Raw genomic sequence first — 22,424 nt, 5'->3', positions numbered from 1 at the left:
TTTAGAGAGACAAGCAAAATGTAAAGACTTTTTGTTTTAGGCAGGGCTGAAACCAAATAAGCGGCTTGTTTAAGTGTAGGTCGGATAAGCGAAGCGCCATCCGACAGAGTAAAATACCTTGCCAATTATTATCACATTTTATATTGTCGAGTGGCTGAAGAGTGCCAGATATAGTCTTTGAACCTTAATAATCTATACTTTGAATTGTTGAGGTTATGTGCTCTTTACTTACGAATATTGTGCCATCATCATTTAATGATCACCGCTTTTCTTTCGAAGTATTGAGTTACTTTACTCAAAACGAATACTCAGGGCTTGCCTTACAAACGCTGTCTATATTTCTTTCGAAGAGTAAAGAATGCATAACAAATTTCAATAATCGGAGATTTGGCATGAATACTAAAAATGATAACTTTTCTGCATATGTTGGCCTTGATTGGGCTGATAAAAAACATGATATTTGTGTGCAGGTTAAAGACGAAGAGTCTCGGGCGTTCAGCGTAATTTCTCACTCACCTGAATCAATTCATGATTGGGTTGAGGGATTACATAAAAAAGTAAAAGGCAATATTGCTGTTGCAGTTGAGTTAAATAAAGGACCTATAGTATATGCCTTGCAAAAATATAGCTTTGTTACAGTTTATCCTATTCATGGATTAACCCTTGCTCGATACAGACAAGCTATGTTTCCTAGCGGTTCAAAAGATGATCCTTCAGACGCTGAATTAGCATTAGATATGATGCTCAATTATCCAAAGAAGATTACCCCCCTCAAACCAAGCAGCGAGAAAACAAGAACATTAGCCCTTCTTGTCGAACAACGTCGATTACTTGTAGACGACAAACGTAGGCATGCGAACCGAATCATTAATGCTCTAAAGCAATATTATACACAGCCCTTAGAGTGGTTTTCACATAGAGATACAGAGCTATTTTGTAATTTTCTAATTAAATTCCCAAACTTAAATGAATTAAAACGCGTTAGAACAAATACAGTTGCCAAACTATTAAACTCCAGAGGAGGGCCTACTGTTAAGAAGACCCCAAAACGCATTGCATCTATAAAGGAGGCAATTCCTCTTACTAACGACGAATCTTTAATTATACCTTATCAAACGTTTGTCATCGCATTGGCCAAACAGATGTTGGTATTAATTAACAATATTCGAGAGTATGACTCACAAATAAACTCAATTTTTACCAGTATGGATGACGCCTCAATATTTGCTTCACTTCCCGGTACAGGCCCTTGCCTTGCTCCTAGGCTTTTAGCTGCTTTAGGGGAAGATAAATCTCGTTTTAGTAGCGCACAAGAAATACAAAACTATGCAGGCTTATCGCCAGTTACAGAGCGTAGTGGTCAAAAGAGCTGGGTACATTGGCGCTGGCAATGTTCTAAATTTGTCCGTCAGAGCTTTATAGAGTGGGCTTCCAAAAGCGTAGCGCAGTCTTATTGGGCGGGCATTTATTACGCACAGCAAAAAGCGAAAGGTAATTCACACCAATCGGCAATAAGAGCGTTGGCCTATAAATGGGTAAGGATCTTATTTAGGTGCTGGAAAACAGGGAAAGCTTATGATGAATCAAAATATTTAAAAGCACTAAAAGAGAAAGGTTCTCCTCTTTTAGTGGTAGAAAAAGCTTGTTGAATGCCTCAGGGCGTGAAGCGGACTGTCATAATCTTAGACTCTTATTATTTGCTTAAACCGTCAAACTCCAATTTCAAGTCTTTAACCGCTAAGCCTTTAGTTTTTTCGATTAAATCGGATAGAGATTTCTGAGTACTCAAATAATGTTCAAGAAGTCTTTCAAAAAATCCTGATTGATCTTCGTACTCTTCTTGCTTGAGTTGAGCATCAAAAACTTTCTCTCTCAGTCTTTCTATGCCACTTTCTATTAGTTTCAAGTCACCATGCAAATATATCGATTTTACTGAAAAAATATTCTCAAGCTTTATAAAGCTATCACTTGCTTCATTTAATAAATTTTCACGCTCACTTTTTGATTCAAGAGATGCATGTTTTTCAAAGAAAGCTTTTTGTTCACCTTCGATGTACTCTGCATATGAACGTTGATGTTCTTCCTCTTCAGGAGAATCATATGGTGCTCCTTGTGGGCATCCTATATGAACAAAACAATCTACGTAATGTTCAAAATATGCAACTAATCCATCTAGGTATTTTTGAGTAATATATAGGCTTGATGTGAGTTCCTCGTATGCAACTCTTTTAGTTTCCCAAATTTGTTGCTTTACCCAATACTTTTCGTTCATCTGACTTTTAATACCCTCAACAGCTTTGGTGCTTTTTTTAAGCTGTTCAATAGCATCATTAAAATCTTCTTTAGTCGCCAATGCTTTTAAACGATGAGCAACATAGCCTCCGAGAGGGGTGATGAGCAATGCCGTTACGATAGCAGGTAAATATGAAGTAAAATCTTCCAATTATAATATCCTTAAAGTGAAGAGCGTAGCTTGGGTACTCAGGGCACTTAACGTTGTGCACAGTGGTAAGTGTTAAAGAGTCCAGTGCCATAGGCACTACACTGCTGCATATTGTTAATATCCACTGACCACCACTGCCAATACTCTAGATGGTAAAAGCTCTAGATACCCTAGCTATTACCGCGAATTCCTGTCTTAAAATTTGCCATCTTTTCTAGTAGGCGATCAATAATAGTAGCTTTGCTTACTTATTTAAACTGCCGCTTGTACTATTTTAGCTTATCCAGAAGCCCCTACTAGTAAACCCAATCTGCTTCCCGCAATAACAATTTAATATCGCACCAGTAGGTTATTTTTCTACCGATCATTAGGTAGATTTAGTCTTACCCATTAATAGCAAAATATTCTTTATTTCTCTATATCACATAGATAACTATGGATATATCAATTATTAACCGGCATAAACGACCTTTTGGATTGATTGTTTGCTATTAAGAGAAACTCTACAACCATAGATGTAAAACAAAACTTTCTGAAGGGATGACTGTCCGCTTATCGCCCATAACCGCCTTTTAAAACCACTCAAGCATACGTATTTTAAAGCTCTGCCTTAAAATAAGCATGCTCGTCGATATAATCTATCACTAGTTCAAAATATTTGAGGCCTGAACCACCCAATGCGCCATCAATTTTTTTGTCCATCATTGAAGACATAAACTCATGAAAGTTATTATCACCCCTTCTTGTAAACCAAACAGGTCCAATACTTTGTTCGGCTATAATTACAAGAGGTACCTTAATCATAGCTTCCTCGGTGCCATGCTCAGCCTTTTTAATAACAATCCAATCTGGGTTTCTGGCTTTCCAATTATCAAAAACACTAGCTGCAATGAAAGAAGTCCCAACCACATTCGATTTACTATGTATTTGTTTTTTTGCGGTATTAGTTAAAGTTGATGTTGCACCAGTATCTAATAACATTTGATGCTCTATTCCTTGAACTTTTATACTCATCCTAGGAAAGGCTGTGGTGTATTTTTGATAAGAGTCTTTTTGAAAACCTAATTTTACTTTTTTAAATTGGTTTAAGTTAACCCCATCAAGAGAATCAAGGATAAACATTGATTCAGTTACATAATCAATTTTAATGATTTTTTCTGCGTGCCATCGACCACCTAAAAAGCCATCAAACTGTTGCCCTGCTGATATTTCTGCTTCAGGGGCTATAAACAAATATCCGGCCATGAAATTTTCAATGCCACCAGCAGGTATTTCTGCTTCTGCTTTAAACTTAGGCATTTCTGATAAGGTATGCTCTTCGCCATCAGCTACTTTTGTGATTGTTGGCCAATTGTATTGCTGGTGAAGTTCTTTCGAAATCGCATTCCACCCACCGCCGGTATCTGTAAAAAACCTTAGCTTTTTTCCACTGATAAGTTCCGGGATTAAAATTATACGATTATTATCAAATTGAGTTGGGAGTTGTTGCTCAGCTAAAAGCTGTAAAGGAGCCAAACCTAAGGCAATTGAAAAAAGTATTAGCTTTATACTATTCATTGATCATCCATGACTTTTTTATAATTTATGAACACTAGCGTTTGACCATTGTGAGTGCAAAGGCCTTATTAAACCTGCCTCACTTTTAGATACATATTAAGCATATACACAAAGTAATACAATAAAGTTAATTTCTCCTACCACAACGCTTATTTACTTTTGTGTCGGTTCAACTGCCAATAATGTCGATTCAGATAAACATTAATGAAGCAAGTTATAAAAGTCGCTAACTTTCTTATCAACAAAACGCCAAACACCTATTTTTTTGATAAGGAATACAGTCATGAACATTATTACAAAAACAGTTATAGCACTGAGTTTTGCAAGCCACTTTAGTGCTCACGCCATTGACCTGCGAGTCGATAACATTCGTTTGTACCAAAGTAGTTCGCAAAGCTTTTCTGCACCAAGTTCGCTATATATTGATGAGGGCAAAATTGTAAGCATTACTAAAGCGACTGACCCACAACAAAACGCAGATAAAACAATTAACGCCAACAACCAGTATGCAATACCCGGTTTAATTGATTTACATGTACATTTAGGCTCATCGGGCAGTAACTTTACTGAGTTTCAGTATTTGCCGGTTAAGTCGCACTTTAATTCTAATTTGTATTTAGGCGTAACTAATATTGTTGATTTGTTTTCATTTGAACAAACCCTAAACGAAGCTGCGCAATTAAAAGCAGCCCAACTAACCCCTAACCTTTTTTATGCGGGGACTTTGTTTACCAACCCTGGCGGGCATGGCACGCAGTTTGGCGGCCAAGCATACGAAATTGCAAAAGATGAAGACATAGCAGCGCTGTGGCAAAAACATATAAGCACTAAGCCACATGTAACTAAAGCGGTTATTGAAACCTTTGGCGGTATAGGTAAATCGTTAACTGATAGCCAACTGGCGGAGCTAGGTAAGCGCTCTAAAGCCGCTAATTTACCGTATTTTGTGCATGTTTCTACATTAAATGATGCTAAACGTGCTATCAAAGCCGGTGCAACGGCTTTAGCGCACGGTATTAATAGCGAAGCGATTGACGATGAATTTATTACGCTAATGAAAGATCATAACGTAACTTACATTCCTACCCTCGCCGTGTACCACAATCATAGCGATGAAAAGCATAACCATACTATTAGCTCACAAAGCGAGTTACTAAAAACCATTCCTGAAAAGCTTCAAGGCTGTTTGTTTGAAAAGGTGCCTGCACCTTCAAAATGGAAAGAGCACGCGTGGGATGAGCGTAAAACAGCTTATGCAAATATACAAAAGCTACATAAAGCTAATATCACTATTGGCACAGGCTCTGATGCCGGAAACCCTTACACGCTACACGGTACTGGGTTACACAACGAGTTAGATGCACTTAGAAAAGCAGGCCTAACTAATGGTGAAATAATTAACGCAGCAACGGTTAACGGCGCAAAAGCGATTAATAAAGCCGGGAGCATTGGCAAACTTACTAAAGGTTTTGAGGCAAGTTTTGTACTGCTTAAACAAAACCCACTTAGTGATATAAATCATATTCACACTATCTCACAGGTGTATAAAACAGGTTTAAAAGTAGACCGCTCAGCGCTTATTGCTCAAAACAAGGCCATTACACCACAAGGCCCTACCTGCAATGAAGAAGTTAAAAGCAGCCAAGCACTGCATAGTATTGATGATTTTACCGGTGATACACCATGGCAAGCTATGAGCGATTCGGTAATGGGTGGGCAGTCTGTTGCAACGCTTACCACGCATAAAAATAGCTTAACTATTGATACAACCATTACAAAGCCTACCAGCTTTGGTGCATGGGCAGGCGCTGAAATTAAGTTTTCGTCACCGGCTGATGCCTCAGCATTTAAAGGTATTCGCTTAACCTATAAAGGCTCAACTACACCTTTTGCTATGTCTGTTTATCATAGTGATGTAAAAGATTGGGATCACTTTAGTGTACTTTTAAAACCCCGCGATGAGTGGACTACGCTTGATATTCCTTTCACTACATTTAAACAGTTTGGGTTTGGTAGCCCCGTTACGTGGTCGGCAACAGAATTAACTGGGGTTAACTTAATGTGGCGTAAAATGCCAGGCGCAAGCAACGAGCCGTTAAAAAACACACTACAAATCAATAAGCTAACTTACTTTTAAATAAGTAACAGTCAAAACACAAAATCTTTGGGTTTTGACTGTTTTTTGTTATGGTTTAATCACTTACAAAAAGAAGCACCTATTATGCTCAAACATCCTTTTTACAAATACAGCTTTTTTATTCTACTTATTGTTGATATTGCTTACGCCCTTGGGCTGATAATTGCTAACTCTGCGCCCTTAACAGGCGGCAGTGCACTCGCCGCAACCGTGTGGTTTATTACTTTTTATTGGGTTCCGGTATGGAGTGCGGCAGCCGTTATTTTTTTCCTGCGCAATAAGCACATTAATAAAATAGTACTTGAATGGTTAATTGCCGTTGTATTTATGGCCCTCGGTAATGTGCTTACCGATATAGTGCTCACACTACTTTTTGATGGGCATAAATCAATGGGGATATTTGTAGTATTTAACGGCTTACTTTGGGGCTCGTGTATTTACTTCACCAGTATTTTTATTGAAAGCAAAAAACGCGTAACAGCCGAAAAGCACGCGCTTAAACAAGCTCAACTTGCTACATTGCGATACCAGCTAAACCCTCACTTTATGTTTAATAGCTTAAATACAATTTCCGCTTACATACACACAAAACCCGACTTAGCCGATGAAGTACTGCATGAACTCGCTGATATTTTAAGGTACTCGCTTGATACCGCAGAGCAACAGCAAATACCTTTACAGCAAGAGCTTACCATAATAGAAAAGTACCTTAATATTGAAAAGGCACGCTTTGGCGATAAGCTTAAGGTTAATTACCACATTCCCAATAGCCTTAAAAACAAAACGCTACCACCTCTTCTTATTCAACCTATTATTGAAAATGCAATTAAGCACAATGCTAAACAAACCTCACTCACACTTAATATTACCCTGAGTGAACTATCTAACGGGGTAAAAATTGTGATAAGCGACAACGGAAAAGGCTTTACTGACGATGTATTAAAATGTGGCTACGGAAAAGGTATAGGGATGAAAAACATTATGCTACGCGTTAATCAACTTGGACAAAGTAAAGTATTGCTCAGTAATGATAATGGTGCTGTTGTTACGCTGGAGCTAGCGTTATGAACAATATAAACCTGCCAAATAAAACGACTAAAATGCGCATAATGTTTGCCGATGACGAGCTTCCTGCTCGCGAAAAATTAAGCCATCAATTAAGCTTAATGGAGCATGTTGACGTGGTAGGCATAGCCACAAATGGCAAAGAGGCCATTGCATTAATTAATGAGCTGACTCCTGATGTGGTATTGCTTGATATTCAAATGCCTGAAATTAATGGCCTTGAACTTATTGATTTACTTAACTACCAACCCATTATTATTTACACCACCGCGTACGACCAATTTGCGATTGAAGCATTTGAGCACGCCTCAACTGACTATTTACTCAAACCTTTTCCAATTGCACGATTAAAAAAAGCGTTAGCCAAAGCGCAGCAGCAATTAGAGCAACAACGAGCGCACACTCATGTAACTAGCTGCGCAGGTGAACCCGCTTTTACAATTACCGAAAGTTCATTAAACAAACTGGTTAGTAAAAGTGGTGAGCGCATATTTTTACTTTCCCCAAGCGATATTAAATTTATTAAATCAGAGCAAGGAAATAGCTTAGCGTGGAATGGAGAAACGTTTAATCATTTGAGCGACACGCTCGATCAGCTTGAACACGCCCTAGCCGCGCACAACTTTGTGCGTATTCATCGCAGTTATTTGGTTAATATTGACCACATAAAAGAAATACAGCGCTGGTTTAACGGCAAGCTAATGGTGATTGTAAATGATGATATTAAATCTGAACTAAGCACCAGCAGAGCCGGTGCCGATAAACTAAAGCAATTACTACACATTTAACTTATCTAAAAATGTGTTACTGATCATTGCTCGAATATACACTTAAAATAGGAAACTTATGCTCAGCAAACGATACAGTTACCGACTGTGTTTGGTCGCCATTAAAGCCTAGTTTAAAATCACTTGGGGTTAGCCTGCTGCCATCTGCAAACAACGCTAATAAATGCTCCTGATTAAGTTCACGCTTGCCAGAGGCTAAATTTGTAAGGGTAATAACCGCCCAGCGCTCCCCTTCTTCGTTACTCATAAGTACATAGTTTAAAATTGAAAAGTCAGACTTTTTAGGCGTTATATTATTATCGTTTGGAAACGACAAGTGCATACTATTTGGTATGGCTCGGTCAACGTTCAATACATTATTTTGCGCTGCAAACACATTGGCGCAAAGTACTAATAAAAATAAAAAGCTAACTACAATTTTTGCCACAATTAAACTTCCTTTTAAATTTAGATGCTTGAATACTTGATTGAAATTTATACTCGCAGTTTTTACCTATTATGTAAACACCCTATTAAAAACCCAATAAACAGGCTAAGCGCTCATTCAGTGTCACCGCATTAGTATTAATACTTTGCGGCACGTTAATAAACACACGGTTTTTAAACAGGAGTAAATTAAATGGCAACTACACCTAAAAAGTTACATGAGCTTAGTAACGCGCAATCGGCTTTATTAAACCCAGAGCACAGCATTCAAGTAAGAGGCGCGCGTGTTCATAACTTAAAAGATGTGGATGTAGATCTTCCCCGTAATTCACTTGTTGTTTTTACCGGTATATCAGGCTCGGGTAAATCATCGCTCGCCTTTGGAACATTATTTGCCGAATCGCAGCACCGCTATCTTGATTCGGTATCCCCTTATGCACGCAGATTAATCGATCAGGTAGACGAGCCTGATGTAGATTCGATTGAAGGGCTGCCACCAGCGGTTGCATTACAACAACAGCGTGGTGCGCCCTCGGTACGTTCATCGGTGGGTAGTGTAACCACTATTTCTAACGCGCTGCGAATGCTTTACTCACGCGCAGGCGAATACCCCGAAGGGCAAGGCATACTGTACGCCGATGCGTTTTCGCCTAATACGCCGCAAGGCGCCTGCCCAAAGTGCCACGGTATTGGCCGCGTATTTAACGTAACCGAAGAGCTACTAGTGCCCGACCCCACTAAATCAATTAAAGAGCGCGCTATTGCAGCATGGCCGCCGGCTTGGCAAGGTAAAAACCTAAGCCGTATTCTCACCTCGCTAGGCTACGATATTAATAAACCGTGGAATACCCTGCCTAAAAAAGCCCGTGATTGGATTTTATTTACCGACGAAACACCTACGGTGCCGGTGTTTCCTGAGTACACGCTTGAGCAAACGCAAGCAGCTATTAAAAATGAAGAAAGCCCTAGCTACATGGGTACATTTACAAGTGCTAAACGCTTTGTTTTACAATCGTTTGCGAGCACTCAAAGCCCACGTACTAAAAAGCGCGTGTCGCAGTATATGCAAATATCACAATGCCCGCAGTGCGAAGGTAAAAAGCTTAAAAAAGAGTCGTTATCGGTTAAAGTAGCGGGCCTTGATATAGGTGAAATTTCACAATTAACGCTCAATGAGCTGGCAGATAAATTAAGGTTTGCCGCTAGTAACCCCGCTAGAAGTAACGCTGCAAATCCCGAGAAAGCCATAGTTGCAAAGCGTATAGCAGGCGACATTATCAAACGCGTAGAAGCACTCACTGAGCTTGGTTTAGGGTATTTATCGCTTGAGCGTACTACGCCATCGTTATCAGCTGGGGAATTACAACGCTTGCGGCTTGCAACGCAAATTCGCTCAAAATTATTTGGTGTTGTGTATGTGCTAGATGAACCTTCGGCAGGTTTACACCCAGCCGATACGCAAGCACTTTTAAGCGCCCTAGATGAGCTAATAGCGGCTGGTAACTCAGTATTTGTGGTGGAGCACGATACAAGTGTTATTCGCCACGCCGATTGGGTGGTTGATGTAGGGCCAAATGCGGGTTCGCATGGCGGTAATATTGTTTACAGCGGCCCAATTGAAGGCTTAGAGCAAATGAGCAACTCACATACAAGTCAATATCTTTTTAAACATAACAATAACGCAAAGCCAAATCATCAAACACAACGTACGCCAGCAGCCTGGCTTAAGCTAAGTGGTATTGAGCGCAACAATTTACACAACATCAGTGCCGAATTTCCGCTTAGGGTTATTACAAGTGTTACGGGGGTTTCTGGCTCAGGTAAATCAAGCTTAGTAAGCCAAGCCTTAGTCGAGCTTATTCAAGATGCTTTAGGACAAAAAACGCCGCCGCCAATGCCTACCGATGAAGCCGACTTGCTTGATCAAGAACTCCAAACACCAACCCATGGCAAAATTACCGAGGGCCTTGAGCATATAAAGCGCCTAATAACGGTTGATCAAAAAGCCATTGGCCGCACGCCTCGCTCAAACCTTGCTACTTACACTGGTTTGTTCGATCACGTACGTAAATTATTTGCCAATACCAAAGAGGCAAAAGCGCGTAAATACGATGCAGGTCGTTTTTCGTTTAATGTTAAAAAAGGTCGCTGCGACAACTGCGAAGGCGTCGGCTTTGTAAGCGTGGAGCTGTTATTTTTACCTAGCGTGTATTCGCCTTGTCCTGTGTGTAACGCCAAGCGCTACAACCAAAAAACACTCGACATTACCTATAAAGATAAAACCATTGCCGATGTACTTAATTTAACCGTTGAGTCTGCGCATACGTTTTTTGCCGATGAACCCGCTATTTTACGTGCGCTAAATGCGCTCTTACAAGTGGGCCTTGGCTATTTACGTTTAGGCCAACCTGCTACTGAGCTTTCGGGCGGTGAAGCCCAGCGCATAAAGCTTGCCACTGAACTACAACGTACGCAGCGCGGCGATACGCTTTATATTTTAGATGAACCAACCACTGGCCTGCACCCTAAAGATGTAGCCATGCTAATGGCGCAGTTAAATGGCTTAGTTGATGCGGGCAACACCGTAATTATGGTTGAGCACGATATGCAAGTTGCCAGTAACAGTGATTGGATTATTGATATTGGTCCAGGAGCCGGCGACGAAGGCGGAGTAATAGTTGCACAAGGTAAACCAAACGAGGTGGCGCAATCTACAAAAAGCCGTACTGCACCGTTTTTGAATAGCGCAATTTAGTGTTTAGCTAACTAACAAAAAGAGCTACAGGCTCTTTTTGTTAACTTTTTAAAAAACGCTCTAATTTGGGCTTTACAGTAACCGACATTATTAACATTATAGTAAGGCCTATAGGCAGTGCAGCAAGAAGCCCTTCAGCCCAACCATTTAAAAATAAACGCATATCTGCATAGCCAATATTGTTAGTAGCGGTTACAAACGCCATTAGCGACTCCATGGTAAGCGCCATAAAAACACTAATCACTAAATTACGTTTTAGCTCGCTACTACTAGGCAATAACTTATTAACTAGCTTATGCATTAAGGTCATCATTACAAAACCAATAGGCGCCATTACCAGCACTGCACTTATAAACGAGGTAAACCAATCTGCATAAAACCGCTCTGTAACCCCTACATTCACATAAGTCATAATACCAGTTAGCGTACCGCCGATTAAAGCAATAATACTTATCATAACCAGTATTTTATAAATTACAGGTGTTTTTTTAGGCTCAACCATTTCTGGATTTACTGATACAGATGTACTCATTTTTGGGTATGCCTTAAGCGCTAGATAGATGACAACATCAACTATAACAAATTAATTGATAATATCAACTAGTTTTTTGAACTAACCAAAAATAAGCCAAATTCCAACTAGTCCCATTAAGCTACCAGCAATACGGTTCATCCATTTAATATTGTCACCACGCGCTAAAAACAAGCGCAGGCTTTTACCGCCTGTTGCATAGGCAAGCATACATACAAATTCGCTTACCATAATGACTAAAACAAGCACTAAAAGTTGTGGGGCTACTGCGTGCTGTACACTAATAAACGGCGGCAATAGTGAGATCATAAACGCCCAGCCTTTAGGGTTTGCAATGGCAGTTACAAAGCCTTGCGTAAAAAGCGACTGGCGACTTACATCGCTTGGGCTTTGTGTATTAATCGACATTTTTCCTTTAGCGCGCCACATATTTACGCCGATATAAATTAAATACCCGCCGCCTACCCATTTTAAAATAGCGAATGCATCTGGGTAATTTAGCATTACACTTGCAACACCGAGTACCGCAGCAACGGCAACGGTTGCTACGCCTAATAGCTCACCTATCATCATCCATAATGTGCGGCGCACGCCGATGCTCATGCCAAGTGACATGGCAAGGGTCATACACATACCTGGAGTAATAGACACAAAAAAGAACGTTGGTATAAAAACCGCAAGCGCTGCTACATCAATCATTAATTTACTCTCGTATTAAAAACAAAAACGCGGCTATAAGTAGCCGCGTTGTTGCTTGCTTATGTTTATTACTATTGCCCAGTACTTACCACTGGTTCAGTAATTACTTCTACAGGCTCTGCTGTATCATTTAACAAATACTTATCTAGCCACTGCTCTTGTTCCCACAGTACGTGTAATAAGCTTTTACGTGCGCGGTAACCATGTGCCTCATAAGGAAGCATAACTAAGCGAGCATCTTTACCTAAACCTTTTAGGGCTGCGTACATACGCTCACTTTGCATTGGGAAAGTGCCCGAATTAGGGTCTTCTTGACCGTGGATCATTAGCATTGGCTCGTTAATTTTTTCAGCATGGAAAAACGGCGACATATTAGCGTATACACTTTGTGCTTGCCAAAAATCACGTTCTTCGCCCTGAAAACCAAACGGCGTTAATGTACGGTTGTAAGCACCACTTCGGGCAATACCGGTTTTAAATAAATCAGTATGAGCCAACAAGTTAGCAACCATAAATGCACCGTATGAGTGCCCTGCTATGGCTATTTTGTTTTTATCAGCAATGCCTTTTTTAACTAATACATCAACAGCTGCTTGCGCACTTGATACTAACTACTTTCTAAAGTTATCGTTTGGCTCGCTGCCATCAACACCTACAATAGGCATTTTAGGGTCGTCAAACACGGCAATACCTTTAGCAAGGTAAGGCATTGGGCCCCAATAGCCAATGTAAGTAAATGCATAAGGCGACTCGCGAACTTGCGATGCTACTGCTTTATCTTTGTATTCAAGAGGGTAAGCCCACATAAGCACAGGTAACGGGCCTTGAGTTTTAACATACCCTGGTGGTAAATATAACGTGCCCGAAAGCTCTACGCCGTCATCGCGTTTATAACGTAATTGCTCTTTAGTTACGCCTTTAAATGCAGGGTACGGATGAGCAAAATTAGTTAATTGGGTCATTGTATCGTTATCTAAATCACGAATAAAAAAGTTAGGCTGCTCAGTTTTAGACTCACGAACTGTAATAAAGCGCTCGCCTTCGTCATCAAGCAATGCACGTACGCGCTCGTAATAAGGCGCTTTAGATTGCCATAAACGCTTGCTGCTATTTGTTTTTACATCATATCTGTCTAAAAACGGAATATTACCTTGCTCAGATGCACCATTGCCACGCAGGTAAATATAGCGCCCGCCTACAATTTTAATTACGTTAGCGCCTAAATCGTTACGCTCGTAAATAGCATTACCTGGGTCTTTGTAAGCATCGTTATAACTACGCTCTGAAAACAGCACGCGGTTGTTATCGGCATTACGTGGTTGAATAACAAAAGTGCGTACTTGGCGGTCGCTAAAGCGCCAATCTATAAGCATGGCTACGTTTTCGTTGCCCCACTCAATACCTGCAAAGCGCCTTTCTACCTTAGCAAATAATTTAGGCTCGCGTTTAAAGGGGGCACGTAAGCTGTAAATGTAATCATGGTGCTTAACATCGGTTTTCATGTCGCCGCCATCTTGCGCCTCGACCCAAATAACTTCAGCGCCCTGATCGGTTCGCCATTCAAAATCACGTCGGCCTGTGCGTACGCTGTCGTAGCCTTGTGGAATGTTATCGGCAAGAGGCTGCTTTGCAAGCTCTGCTAATGCATAGCCGCGCATTCCCCATATTTGCCACGTGCTTGCAAATCGGCTGTAAGGTACTTGATATGAAAAAGGCTCATTAATACCCGCAACTAAAATATTAGTTGAATCAGGCGATACCGAAAACGATTTAAATAATGCTGGGCTACCAATAGCTTGGGCTTTGCCATCAAGCGTAATGTAGGCTAACTGCCCTTGGCCATAAAATTTAAACTGCGCTTCGTCAAACGGGCTCGTTAGTAAATTTTGATACGTACGCGCAGGCGCTTTTTCACCGGTACTTTGTTGAATAACAGGCACTACACTTTGGCTGTTATTTTCAAGCCTTGGCTTATCAATATTTACCGCAAGGTTTGCAACAATTGCGCTGCTATCGGGTAGCCATTTATAAGGTGACGACGTTAAAACCGAGTTTAGTGCAGCACTTGAAAGCTGTTGCGCTTGTTTGCTCTCAACGCTGTAAAGCCATAAATTTGCTTGGCTTTGTTGCTCAACAATAAACGCTAAATACTTACTGTTTGATGACCATTTAGGCGAGCGAATAATACCACTTGGTAAGTTATTAATATTAATAACCGTGCCGCTTTGCACGTGCTTTAGCTCAACTGCGCTGTATTTTGCGCTAACACGTGAACGCGAAAAGTTAGCCGGATTAAGCTTAATACCCGCCAGTTTAAGCTCTTCTTTTGCAAGTTCATCAAGTGTTACAACACGTTTTCGTTCAAAAAGCGCTAGCCACTGGCCATCGCTTGATAAGTAACTAGTGGGTGCTAATTTAGCGTCAACCAAAGCTGCAAGCTCAGGTGATGGTGTTTGATAGCCTTGCTCTGCTTGGCTTGTTGGCAGTAATGCAACACAACAAATAAAGGCAACTAACAGCCTAAAAGCGTTCATGTTTTTATCCTTTTGTTATTTTTTACTGTTATAGGCGTATATAAACACGTTTTGCTATGTTCATAAAGCATTAAGGTAACTTAAGCACGTGTAAAAGGTGACTTAATAACCCTAAATACGCTACACTGCAGCGCTATTTATTCACCACTGCGGCGCACAAAACACAATGCAAAACACAGCTAAATCGGTCACTATTATTGATGTTGCTAAGCGTGCTGGTGTATCAAAATCAACCGTGTCTTTGCTACTTACCAAAAGCGAAAAAGTAGGCTATAAAAGCAGACAAAAAATATTAAAAGCGATTGATGAACTCGGTTACGTTTATAACCGCGATGCGGCCGCAATGCGCTCAAAACGTTCAAATTTAATTGGCATTATAATAAACGATTTAACCAACCCTTTAATGGCTGAGCTTGCTACAAGCCTTGAAAAAACGCTAAACGAAAGTGGCTTACAAGCCATGATAGTAAGCACTAATAACAACCTCGAGCTACAAACAAGCGCAGTAAAAAACCTAAAAGAATATAACGCAGCTGCTTTTATTATTTGCCCTGTAGCAAATACCTGTGCCAAATGGCTTGATACACAAAGCGCGAAGCACAACGTTATTACCTTAATGCGCGAAGTCCCTTTTAGCGCTGCGCCTTGCGTACTGCCCGATTACAAAAAAGCCAGCCACGTAGCAACAATGCACGTACTCGCTCAAGGTGTTTCAAACATCGCTTTTATAGGCTGTGAGCTCACAATGAGCGAATCTTTAGCATTACAAAGTGGCTTTAATACTGCTTGTTCGCAGCACAGCATAACGCCTTTAACGGCCATAGCGTGCTCGCACAATCAAGCGCTTAGTGCTAAAAATACATTTTTAAACACTTACAAACAAAACCCACAATTAAATGCTGTGGTATGCGCAAACGATATAATTGCACAAGGTGTTATAGCAGCAATACATTCGCTTAACTTGCCAGCAAATCAAACTATAAAAGTAGTTAGCTGCCATCACTTACCTAACTACAGTGTTATGCCTTGCAGCTTAAGTACGGTGGTTATTAATACCGATGAAATAGCAAAGCGTAGCTTTTTAGTTGTGCAAGAGCTGCTACAAAATACAACCCCTCCAGTTAAAACGCTGGTAAATGTAAACTTACAAATTAGAGATTCTAGCCAATGAAAAAAGTGCTGGTAATTGGCTACGTATGGCCAGAGCCAAATTCATCTGCTGCGGGAACGCACATGATGTCGTTATTAAATGCATTCAAAGCGCAAAACTGGGAGGTTGAATTTGCAACCCCGGCGCAGCGTACCGAGCACATGGGTAACCTAGACGACTACGGTATAACAAGCCAAAGCATTGCCCTAAACTGCGAAAGCTTTGACGAATACGTTAAAGCCTATAACCCAGATATAGTGATGTTTGACCGCTTTATGATGGAAGAGCAATTTGGTTGGCGCGTAGATAAGCATTGCCCCAATGCCGTTAAAATTCTCGATACTGAAGATTTACAATGCCTACGTAATGCACGCCACGAAGCACACAAAGGCGAGCGCGAGTTTACCACCAGCGACTTACATTCAGATATTGCAAAACGCGAAATAGCGGCTATTTTGCGCTGCGACCTCAGCTTAATTATTTCAAGCTTTGAAATGAGCTTACTAAACAGTGTGTTTAAAGTAGAGCCAAGCTTATTACACCACTTACCGTTTATGGTCGATTTAAGCGCATTGCCCAAAACCACAAAAAGCTTTGATGAACGCGCACACTTTATGACCATAGGTAATTTTAGACACGCCCCAAACTGGGATGCCGTGCTGTACTTACAAAAAATATGGCCATTAATTCGTAAGCAACTGCCAAAAGCCGAGCTACATATTTATGGCTCTTACCCGCCACCAAAAGCCACAGCACTTAATAGCCCTAAAAATGGGTTTTTAATAAAAGGCTGGGCCGATAACGCCTATGATGTAATGCAAAGCGCGCGCGTATGTTTAGCGCCCCTTCGTTTTGGTGCAGGTATAAAAGGTAAGTTACTTGAAGCCATGATAATGCAAACACCCAGCGTTACCACCAGCATTGGAGCAGAGGGTATGCATAACGATTTACCATGGTCTGGTATAGTGGCCAATAATACCGAAGATTTTGCAAATGCAGCCGTTGAGCTTTATAACAATCAAACTGATTTTGAACACGCTCAGCAAGCTGGCAATACGCTACTTAACACCCTGTACGACAAAGTAAAATTAAGCGCCGCGCTCATTAATAAAATAGATGCAATAAGCAGCGATTTAGCAGCCCATAGGGAAAAAAACTTCACCGGACAAATGCTCAAACATCATACAATGCGAAGCACGCAATATATGGCGCAATGGATAGCAGAAAAAAATAAAAAATTAGATTAAAAATGACTAGACTCTTATAGATTTGTGTTTAAAATCGCGCCCATTACAAATGGGCGTTTTAGCCTATACTTTTAGCTAATTTATTTACACACTGGCCTAAATAAGATTTGAAAACTGCAACCTTCACAGAAAAACGCAAATTTATCGTTAAGTTAGGTAAAATGCTTCACAAGTATGGTACGCCTGCTTACCGCCTAGAAGCTCATCTAATGGAAGTGGCTACCTACTTAGGACTTAAATCGTCGTTTGTTATGTCGCCAACCTCTGTAACGTTTGTAATTTGGACCGACGGCCACGAAGACGAATACACACACGTAGCACGAGTTGATCCTGGCGATCACGATTTAGGCTCACTTGCCGACACCGACGATTTAGTAAATCAAATGCTTGACGACAAGCTAAGTTTGCAAGAAGTCGACGCTCAGCTTGATGCTATTTACGATATGCCAAACCCGTACAATAAACTTGTTACAGGAGTTGCCTTTGCAACCTCTGGTGGTGCATTTGCAATGCTAATGGGCACAAGTTGGACTGATGTTATGTGGTCATCGCTGCTTACATTAGTAGTTTATGTATTTGTACTTTGGTCTACACGCTCTAAACGTGTTGCACATATGCTTGAGCCACTTGTTGCTATTATTTCAGCTGTATTAGCCTGTGCGGTAAGTGTGTACATAACCCCTGAAATTAATATACGTTTAGTGGTGCTTTCGGCCATTATTGTATTTATACCTGGCCTTGCACTGGCGCTTGGTTTAGCCGAGCTTGCAGCTAGGCATTTAGTGTCGGGAACTGCGCGAGTTATGGACTCGTTTATGCTGCTATTTAAACTGTACTTTGGTGCCTTTATTGGCATAGGTATTGGCTTTGCCATGTTTGGCCAAGCAGACTTTGTGCAGCCAGAGCCTCTTCCTAAATGGACAGCATGGCTAGCTATACTCCTGCTTTGTAGCAGCTTAGTTGTTATATTTAGAACTAAAATTAAGCATGCGGGTTGGTCTATTGCATCAGGTTTTATAGCTTACGGCACAAGTATTGGTTCTGCTATGTACCTAGATTACACGTTAGGTACGTTTGTAGGGGCTTTATCGGTAGGTATATTTAGTAACTTATTTAATCGTGTTGCTAATGCGCCAGCTTCAATTGTTGCCATGCAAGGCTTAATTGTATTAGTGCCTGGTAGCAAAACCTATATTGGCTTAAACTCACTGATTGAAGGCCAAGACTTTGTATACGCAGAGCATATTGGCCAGCAAACGTTTTTAATATTTATGTCGCTAGTAGCAGGGCTAATATTTGCAAACGTGGCTCTTCCGCCTAAAAAGAGTTTGTAAGCACAAACCTATAAACAAAAAGCCTGTTACCTTAAAAAGTAACGGGCTTTATTATTCATAATGCTATTAGCCGTGCGATACTGTTAAAACAATTTTTCCTACGTGCTGTTTTTGCGCAAACACTTGCTGCGCCGTCACTATTTCAGTAAGAGGAAATGTTTTTGCCACAATAGGCTTAATTTTTTCTTGCTCAATAAAGTTAACTAAGCTTTTAAATACCTCTGGCTCTAACACTGTGCAGCCAAAAAACGTTAAGTCTTTTAAGTACAAAGTACGTATATCTAGCTCAACTAATGCCCCGCCAATAGCGCCCGATACCGCATAACGCCCTTTAGGTTTTAACACTTCTAGCGGCTTTGGCCATTGATCGCCAGCTACTAGATCAATAACTACATCAACACTGTTTTTACCTAAGGCTTGAATTAAATCGTCTTCACGAAATATAACCTTATCGACACCTAAATCTTTTAACTGCTGCGCCTTACTTTTGCTAGTAATTGCAATAACATTAGCACCACGAGCTTTGGCTAATTGCACTGCCGCAGAGCCAACCCCGCCCGAGGCTCCCGTTATTAAAACAGTTTGCCCTTGCTGCGGATTTGAGCGGTACAACATGTTTTCGGCTGTCGAATATGAGCACGGAAAAGACGCCAGCTCAACATCGCTATAGCGACTATTAATTGTATAAGCATGGATTGAATCAACTACAGTGTACTGTGCAAATCCGCCATCGCACTCTGAGCCAAAATACCACGGTGCTTTTAGTGTTTCGCCGTTAGCTTTTACTAAACATGGCTCAACTAAAATACGCTCACCAATACGGTTTTTATCAACACTTTCACCAACGGCTACAATTACACCACATACATCTGCACCTTGAATGCGCGGAAAAACCAAGGCCTCACTAGACCAACTGGCATCTTCGCTTTCACCACCTTGTTTAGAGTACCAAGATAAACGGGTATTTAAATCGGTGTTGTTTACACCCGCCGCCATTACTTTTATTAGTACATCGGTGCTTGCAAGAGAAGGTACGGCTATATCGGTTGCATACTTTAATACATCAAAATCGCCATGCCCTGTAAGCTGTACGCCATGCATTGTAGTGGGTAAATTTGCCATTGTTTGCTCCTTTAAATTAACTGTAAAATACTTTGCTTTGCTGTAATTACTGCCTCATCGCCCATTACAGGCCATGCGCTCGACACCCCTTCATGCAATAAAAATAAGGCACTCGCCATTGTTGTATTTAAGCTTTGCTTACCTAATAACTGCCTAACCTCGTTTTTATGATTTTGCACCGCATTACTTATTGCTTCATCTTCAGGAAAAGCCGACAACGCATTAATTGATAAACAGCCATTAGGTGCAAACTCTTGCATCCATAATTTAAGCTGATCAAACATATGTAAAACTGCGTCTACCCCTGGCTTGGGTGAATTTTCTAGCAAAAAATGTAAATAACGAGTATGGCGGTATTCAAGCGCTGCAATGATCATGGCTTGTTTTGAAGGGTAATATTTATAAAGGGTGCGTAAACTCACACCACTGAGTTTTTGAAGCTTTGCCACGCTTGGCTCGGCAAAGCCATATTGGCTGAAGGCCACCTCTAATGCTGCTGCTATGTCTTGTTTAAGCATATTATTAAACCCATGTAGAATGAACACTCTACCCACATGGTAGAGCATTCATTCTACACGGTCAACATTTGAGGTTTACTTTGACGCTTCCCTATTGCTCCTAAAGACTCAACAAGGAAGCAATTTAACTAACGTAACCAATTAGTTTTACCCAGTTCGACGACTTCATCCCCTTTGCCGTTTATTAACGCTTTCATCATGTAAACACTAAAGCCTTTTGCTTGCTCTAATTTTATTTGCGGCGGCATCGAAAGCTCTTGCTTTGCAGTATCTACTTCTAACACAACCGGGCCTGAGTGATTCATCATCTCATCCATTGCCGAAGGGAGTTCGTCTGGGTCACTTACATGAATGCCTTTTAAACCGCAGGCTTGTGCAATTTTAGCAAAACTTGGATTTTCTAAATCAGTGTCGCTTGATAAAAACCCGCTGGCTTTCATTTCCATTGCTACAAAACTAAGTGAGCGATTATTATAAACAACAATTTTTATAGGCAAATTAAGCTGCTTAAGCGAGATTAAATCACCCATCAACATAGAAAAACCACCATCGCCACACATTGCAATTACTTGGCGGTCTCTATCTACCGACTGAACACCCATTGCCTGCGACATCGCATTAGCCATAGAACCATGGTTAAACGAGCCTATTAAACGCCGCTTACCATTCATAGATAAATAACGTGCGGCCCATATTGTTGGCGTGCCTACATCACAAGTAAACACAGCATCGTCAGCCGCTTGCTCGTTTAGTAAACGCGTTAAGTATTGCGGGTGAATTAAATTTTGTGAGGTTTTACCACTGGCAAGTTTATCGAGATCTTTTCGAGATTCTTTATAGTGCTTAACACTCTTTTGTAAGTGCGAGTCTGTGCGTTCACCTTCAATGTACTCAAGTAATGTGGCCACTGAATTTTTTGTATCGCCTAATACGCCACAATCAATTTGAACGTGTCGCCCGAGTGATGCCGCTTTATTATCAATTTGTAATATGGTGGTATTTTCAGGGTAAAAAGCCCGATACGGAAAACTCGTGCCAATCATTAATAATGTATCGGCCTCTTGCATTGCATGATAGCCCGAGGCAAAACCTATAAATCCGGTCATACCAACATCATAAGGGTTATCGTATTCAATAAATTCTTTGCCGCGCATGGCATGTACTATGGGTGCTTGTAGTTTATCGGCAAGTGCTACAATTACATCATGTGCATCTCTACAGCCTGCACCGCACAACAACGTTACTTTTTTACTCTTATTAAGATGCGTAGCCATTGCTTTAATATCAGATAAATCAGCAACAGTAGTGGCTTTTTTTGGAACATTCCACTTAGGAGTAATACCCTTAGGTATATCTTTTAATGCAATATCGCCGGGTAATACAAGTACACTTACGCCTTTATTTAATATTGCTTGGCGCATTGCGGTTTCAAGCAAATAAGGCATTTGTTCTGGGTTTGACACCATTTCGCAATACACACTGCATTCTTTAAATAATTCTTGCGGGTGGGTTTCTTGAAAGTAATTGCTACCAATCTCTGATGATGGAATATGCGAAGCTATTGCTAACACCGGTACATTATTACGCTGACAATCAAATAAGCCGTTAATTAAATGAAGATTACCCGGACCACACGAGCCAGCACACACCGCAAGTTCACCTGATAAGTGGGCTTCGCCACCGGCTGCAAAGGCTGCGACTTCTTCATGGCGCGTACCTAGCCATTCAATTGTGCCCATTTTACGTAAGCTTTCACTAATGCCGTTAAGTGAATCGCCAGTTACCCCCCAAATTCGTTTTACGCCAGCTTGCTCAAGGGTTTTGGTGATAAAACCTGCGATATTTTCACTCATAATATAGAACTCCTAACAGTTAAGTTATTCTGTAAATTGAATTATCTTTGGGCTCTACCAGTACTAATATCGTTTAAAAGTGCGCTCAATTAATGAGAAACGACACACATGAAATACAAATGATAGAGTAACAACAATACGTTTAAATATTGTCATGCACCTATACTGATACATAAAACATGAATGTCGCCTTTAAACTATATATGAATAAACTAAGATGAGATTTTTAGTGGCTTAACTATGAATATGGTATTATCTGGCTCA

The 22,424-nt window shown here is 40.7% G+C and carries 16 protein-coding genes and 1 pseudogene; 8 read left to right on the top strand and 9 right to left on the bottom strand.

Annotation, left to right across the window (positions count from 1 at the left end; genetic code table 11):
* Positions 1-392 precede the first annotated feature (392 nt).
* The gene (locus ALFOR1_RS18295) at positions 393-1,649 is read left to right on the top strand and encodes an IS110 family RNA-guided transposase (RefSeq protein WP_104643967.1); all 1,257 of its coding nucleotides are present in this window, start codon (positions 393-395) and stop codon (positions 1,647-1,649) included.
* A gap of 44 nt (positions 1,650-1,693) precedes the next feature.
* Here ALFOR1_RS18295 and ALFOR1_RS18290 read toward each other — a convergent pair whose 3' ends face one another.
* Complete coding sequence (locus tag ALFOR1_RS18290) at positions 1,694-2,443, bottom strand: hypothetical protein (protein ID WP_104643966.1); 750 nt, start codon at positions 2,441-2,443, stop codon at positions 1,694-1,696.
* 597 nt (positions 2,444-3,040) lie between these two features.
* A complete protein-coding gene (locus tag ALFOR1_RS18285; protein ID WP_104643965.1) occupies positions 3,041-4,000 on the bottom strand; it encodes a hypothetical protein in 960 nt (319 codons plus the stop codon).
* A 283-nt stretch (positions 4,001-4,283) separates the two neighbouring features.
* Here ALFOR1_RS18285 and ALFOR1_RS18280 point away from each other — a divergent pair, with 283 nt between their 5' ends.
* From ALFOR1_RS18280 to ALFOR1_RS18270, 3 genes are read left to right on the top strand one after another with little or no spacing between them, the layout of a single operon-like run.
* Positions 4,284-6,137: a CIA30 family protein gene (locus ALFOR1_RS18280; protein WP_104643964.1), complete on the top strand. Its 1,854-nt coding sequence runs from the start codon at positions 4,284-4,286 to the stop codon at positions 6,135-6,137.
* Positions 6,138-6,164: 27 nt separating this feature from the next.
* Positions 6,165-7,205 carry a sensor histidine kinase gene (locus tag ALFOR1_RS18275; protein ID WP_104643963.1) on the top strand — a complete coding sequence of 347 codons (1,041 nt, stop codon included), beginning with the start codon at positions 6,165-6,167 and terminating at the stop codon, positions 7,203-7,205.
* Positions 7,202-7,990, top strand: coding sequence for a LytR/AlgR family response regulator transcription factor (locus ALFOR1_RS18270; RefSeq protein WP_104643962.1), 789 nt, complete (start codon positions 7,202-7,204; stop codon positions 7,988-7,990). Before ALFOR1_RS18275 ends, ALFOR1_RS18270 begins: the two co-directional genes overlap by 4 nt.
* A 16-nt stretch (positions 7,991-8,006) precedes the next feature.
* Here ALFOR1_RS18270 and ALFOR1_RS18265 read toward each other — a convergent pair whose 3' ends face one another.
* Positions 8,007-8,417, bottom strand: coding sequence for a hypothetical protein (locus tag ALFOR1_RS18265; protein WP_058549929.1), 411 nt, complete (start codon positions 8,415-8,417; stop codon positions 8,007-8,009).
* 192 nt (positions 8,418-8,609) lie between these two features.
* Here ALFOR1_RS18265 and uvrA point away from each other — a divergent pair, with 192 nt between their 5' ends.
* Positions 8,610-11,171: an excinuclease ABC subunit UvrA gene (gene uvrA / locus ALFOR1_RS18260; RefSeq protein ID WP_104643961.1), complete on the top strand. Its 2,562-nt coding sequence runs from the start codon at positions 8,610-8,612 to the stop codon at positions 11,169-11,171.
* A 40-nt stretch (positions 11,172-11,211) separates the two neighbouring features.
* Here uvrA and ALFOR1_RS18255 read toward each other — a convergent pair whose 3' ends face one another.
* The 3 genes and pseudogenes from ALFOR1_RS18255 to ALFOR1_RS18245 form a co-directional block, all read right to left on the bottom strand.
* On the bottom strand, positions 11,212-11,703 hold the full coding sequence (locus ALFOR1_RS18255; RefSeq protein ID WP_104643960.1) for a DUF2798 domain-containing protein: 492 nt from the start codon (positions 11,701-11,703) through the stop codon (positions 11,212-11,214).
* A gap of 81 nt (positions 11,704-11,784) precedes the next feature.
* Positions 11,785-12,402, bottom strand: coding sequence for a LysE family translocator (locus tag ALFOR1_RS18250; RefSeq protein WP_104643959.1), 618 nt, complete (start codon positions 12,400-12,402; stop codon positions 11,785-11,787).
* Between the two features lie 71 nt (positions 12,403-12,473).
* Positions 12,474-14,936: pseudogene (locus tag ALFOR1_RS18245) on the bottom strand (S9 family peptidase).
* A 166-nt stretch (positions 14,937-15,102) separates the two neighbouring features.
* Here ALFOR1_RS18245 and ALFOR1_RS18240 point away from each other — a divergent pair.
* The 3 genes from ALFOR1_RS18240 to ALFOR1_RS18230 all read left to right on the top strand — a co-directional run bounded on the left by ALFOR1_RS18240 (position 15,103) and on the right by ALFOR1_RS18230 (position 18,667).
* Entirely contained in the window at positions 15,103-16,107 is a 1,005-nt protein-coding gene (locus tag ALFOR1_RS18240; protein WP_104643958.1) for a LacI family DNA-binding transcriptional regulator, read from the top strand.
* Positions 16,104-17,333 carry a glycosyltransferase gene (locus ALFOR1_RS18235; protein WP_104643957.1) on the top strand — a complete coding sequence of 410 codons (1,230 nt, stop codon included), beginning with the start codon at positions 16,104-16,106 and terminating at the stop codon, positions 17,331-17,333. Before ALFOR1_RS18240 ends, ALFOR1_RS18235 begins: the two co-directional genes overlap by 4 nt.
* Before the next feature lie 107 nt (positions 17,334-17,440).
* Positions 17,441-18,667, top strand: coding sequence for a threonine/serine exporter family protein (locus tag ALFOR1_RS18230; protein ID WP_082660665.1), 1,227 nt, complete (start codon positions 17,441-17,443; stop codon positions 18,665-18,667).
* A 66-nt stretch (positions 18,668-18,733) separates the two neighbouring features.
* On the opposite strand, the gene ALFOR1_RS18225 is transcribed toward ALFOR1_RS18230, so the two are convergent.
* The 3 genes from ALFOR1_RS18225 to poxB form a co-directional block, all read right to left on the bottom strand.
* Positions 18,734-19,789, bottom strand: coding sequence for an alcohol dehydrogenase family protein (locus ALFOR1_RS18225; RefSeq protein WP_104643956.1), 1,056 nt, complete (start codon positions 19,787-19,789; stop codon positions 18,734-18,736).
* A gap of 11 nt (positions 19,790-19,800) precedes the next feature.
* Positions 19,801-20,307, bottom strand: coding sequence for a TetR/AcrR family transcriptional regulator (locus tag ALFOR1_RS18220; protein ID WP_104643955.1), 507 nt, complete (start codon positions 20,305-20,307; stop codon positions 19,801-19,803).
* A gap of 128 nt (positions 20,308-20,435) precedes the next feature.
* Positions 20,436-22,160, bottom strand: a complete 1,725-nt coding sequence (poxB, locus tag ALFOR1_RS18215; RefSeq protein ID WP_104643954.1) for a ubiquinone-dependent pyruvate dehydrogenase — start codon at positions 22,158-22,160, stop codon at positions 20,436-20,438.
* Positions 22,161-22,424 lie beyond the last annotated feature (264 nt).

Origin of the sequence: Pseudoalteromonas carrageenovora IAM 12662 (assembly GCF_900239935.1) — a bacterium.
GTDB lineage: Bacteria > Pseudomonadota > Gammaproteobacteria > Enterobacterales > Alteromonadaceae > Pseudoalteromonas > Pseudoalteromonas carrageenovora.
This window is presented reverse-complemented; position numbering and strand designations above follow the sequence as displayed.

Excerpts from the sequence above, each read along its gene's own strand:
- ALFOR1_RS18295 (WP_104643967.1), top strand. The coding sequence starts at position 393 with ATGAATACTAAAAATGATAACTTTTCTGCATATGTTGGCCTTGATTGG.
- ALFOR1_RS18285 (WP_104643965.1), bottom strand. The coding sequence starts at position 4,000 with ATGAATAGTATAAAGCTAATACTTTTTTCAATTGCCTTAGGTTTGGCT.
- ALFOR1_RS18280 (WP_104643964.1), top strand. The coding sequence starts at position 4,284 with ATGAACATTATTACAAAAACAGTTATAGCACTGAGTTTTGCAAGCCAC.
- ALFOR1_RS18270 (WP_104643962.1), top strand. The coding sequence starts at position 7,202 with ATGAACAATATAAACCTGCCAAATAAAACGACTAAAATGCGCATAATG.
- uvrA (WP_104643961.1), top strand. The coding sequence starts at position 8,610 with ATGGCAACTACACCTAAAAAGTTACATGAGCTTAGTAACGCGCAATCG.
- ALFOR1_RS18255 (WP_104643960.1), bottom strand. The coding sequence starts at position 11,703 with ATGAGTACATCTGTATCAGTAAATCCAGAAATGGTTGAGCCTAAAAAA.
- ALFOR1_RS18250 (WP_104643959.1), bottom strand. The coding sequence starts at position 12,402 with ATGATTGATGTAGCAGCGCTTGCGGTTTTTATACCAACGTTCTTTTTT.
- ALFOR1_RS18240 (WP_104643958.1), top strand. The coding sequence starts at position 15,103 with ATGCAAAACACAGCTAAATCGGTCACTATTATTGATGTTGCTAAGCGT.
- ALFOR1_RS18235 (WP_104643957.1), top strand. The coding sequence starts at position 16,104 with ATGAAAAAAGTGCTGGTAATTGGCTACGTATGGCCAGAGCCAAATTCA.
- ALFOR1_RS18225 (WP_104643956.1), bottom strand. The coding sequence starts at position 19,789 with ATGGCAAATTTACCCACTACAATGCATGGCGTACAGCTTACAGGGCAT.
- ALFOR1_RS18220 (WP_104643955.1), bottom strand. The coding sequence starts at position 20,307 with ATGCTTAAACAAGACATAGCAGCAGCATTAGAGGTGGCCTTCAGCCAA.
- poxB (WP_104643954.1), bottom strand. The coding sequence starts at position 22,160 with ATGAGTGAAAATATCGCAGGTTTTATCACCAAAACCCTTGAGCAAGCT.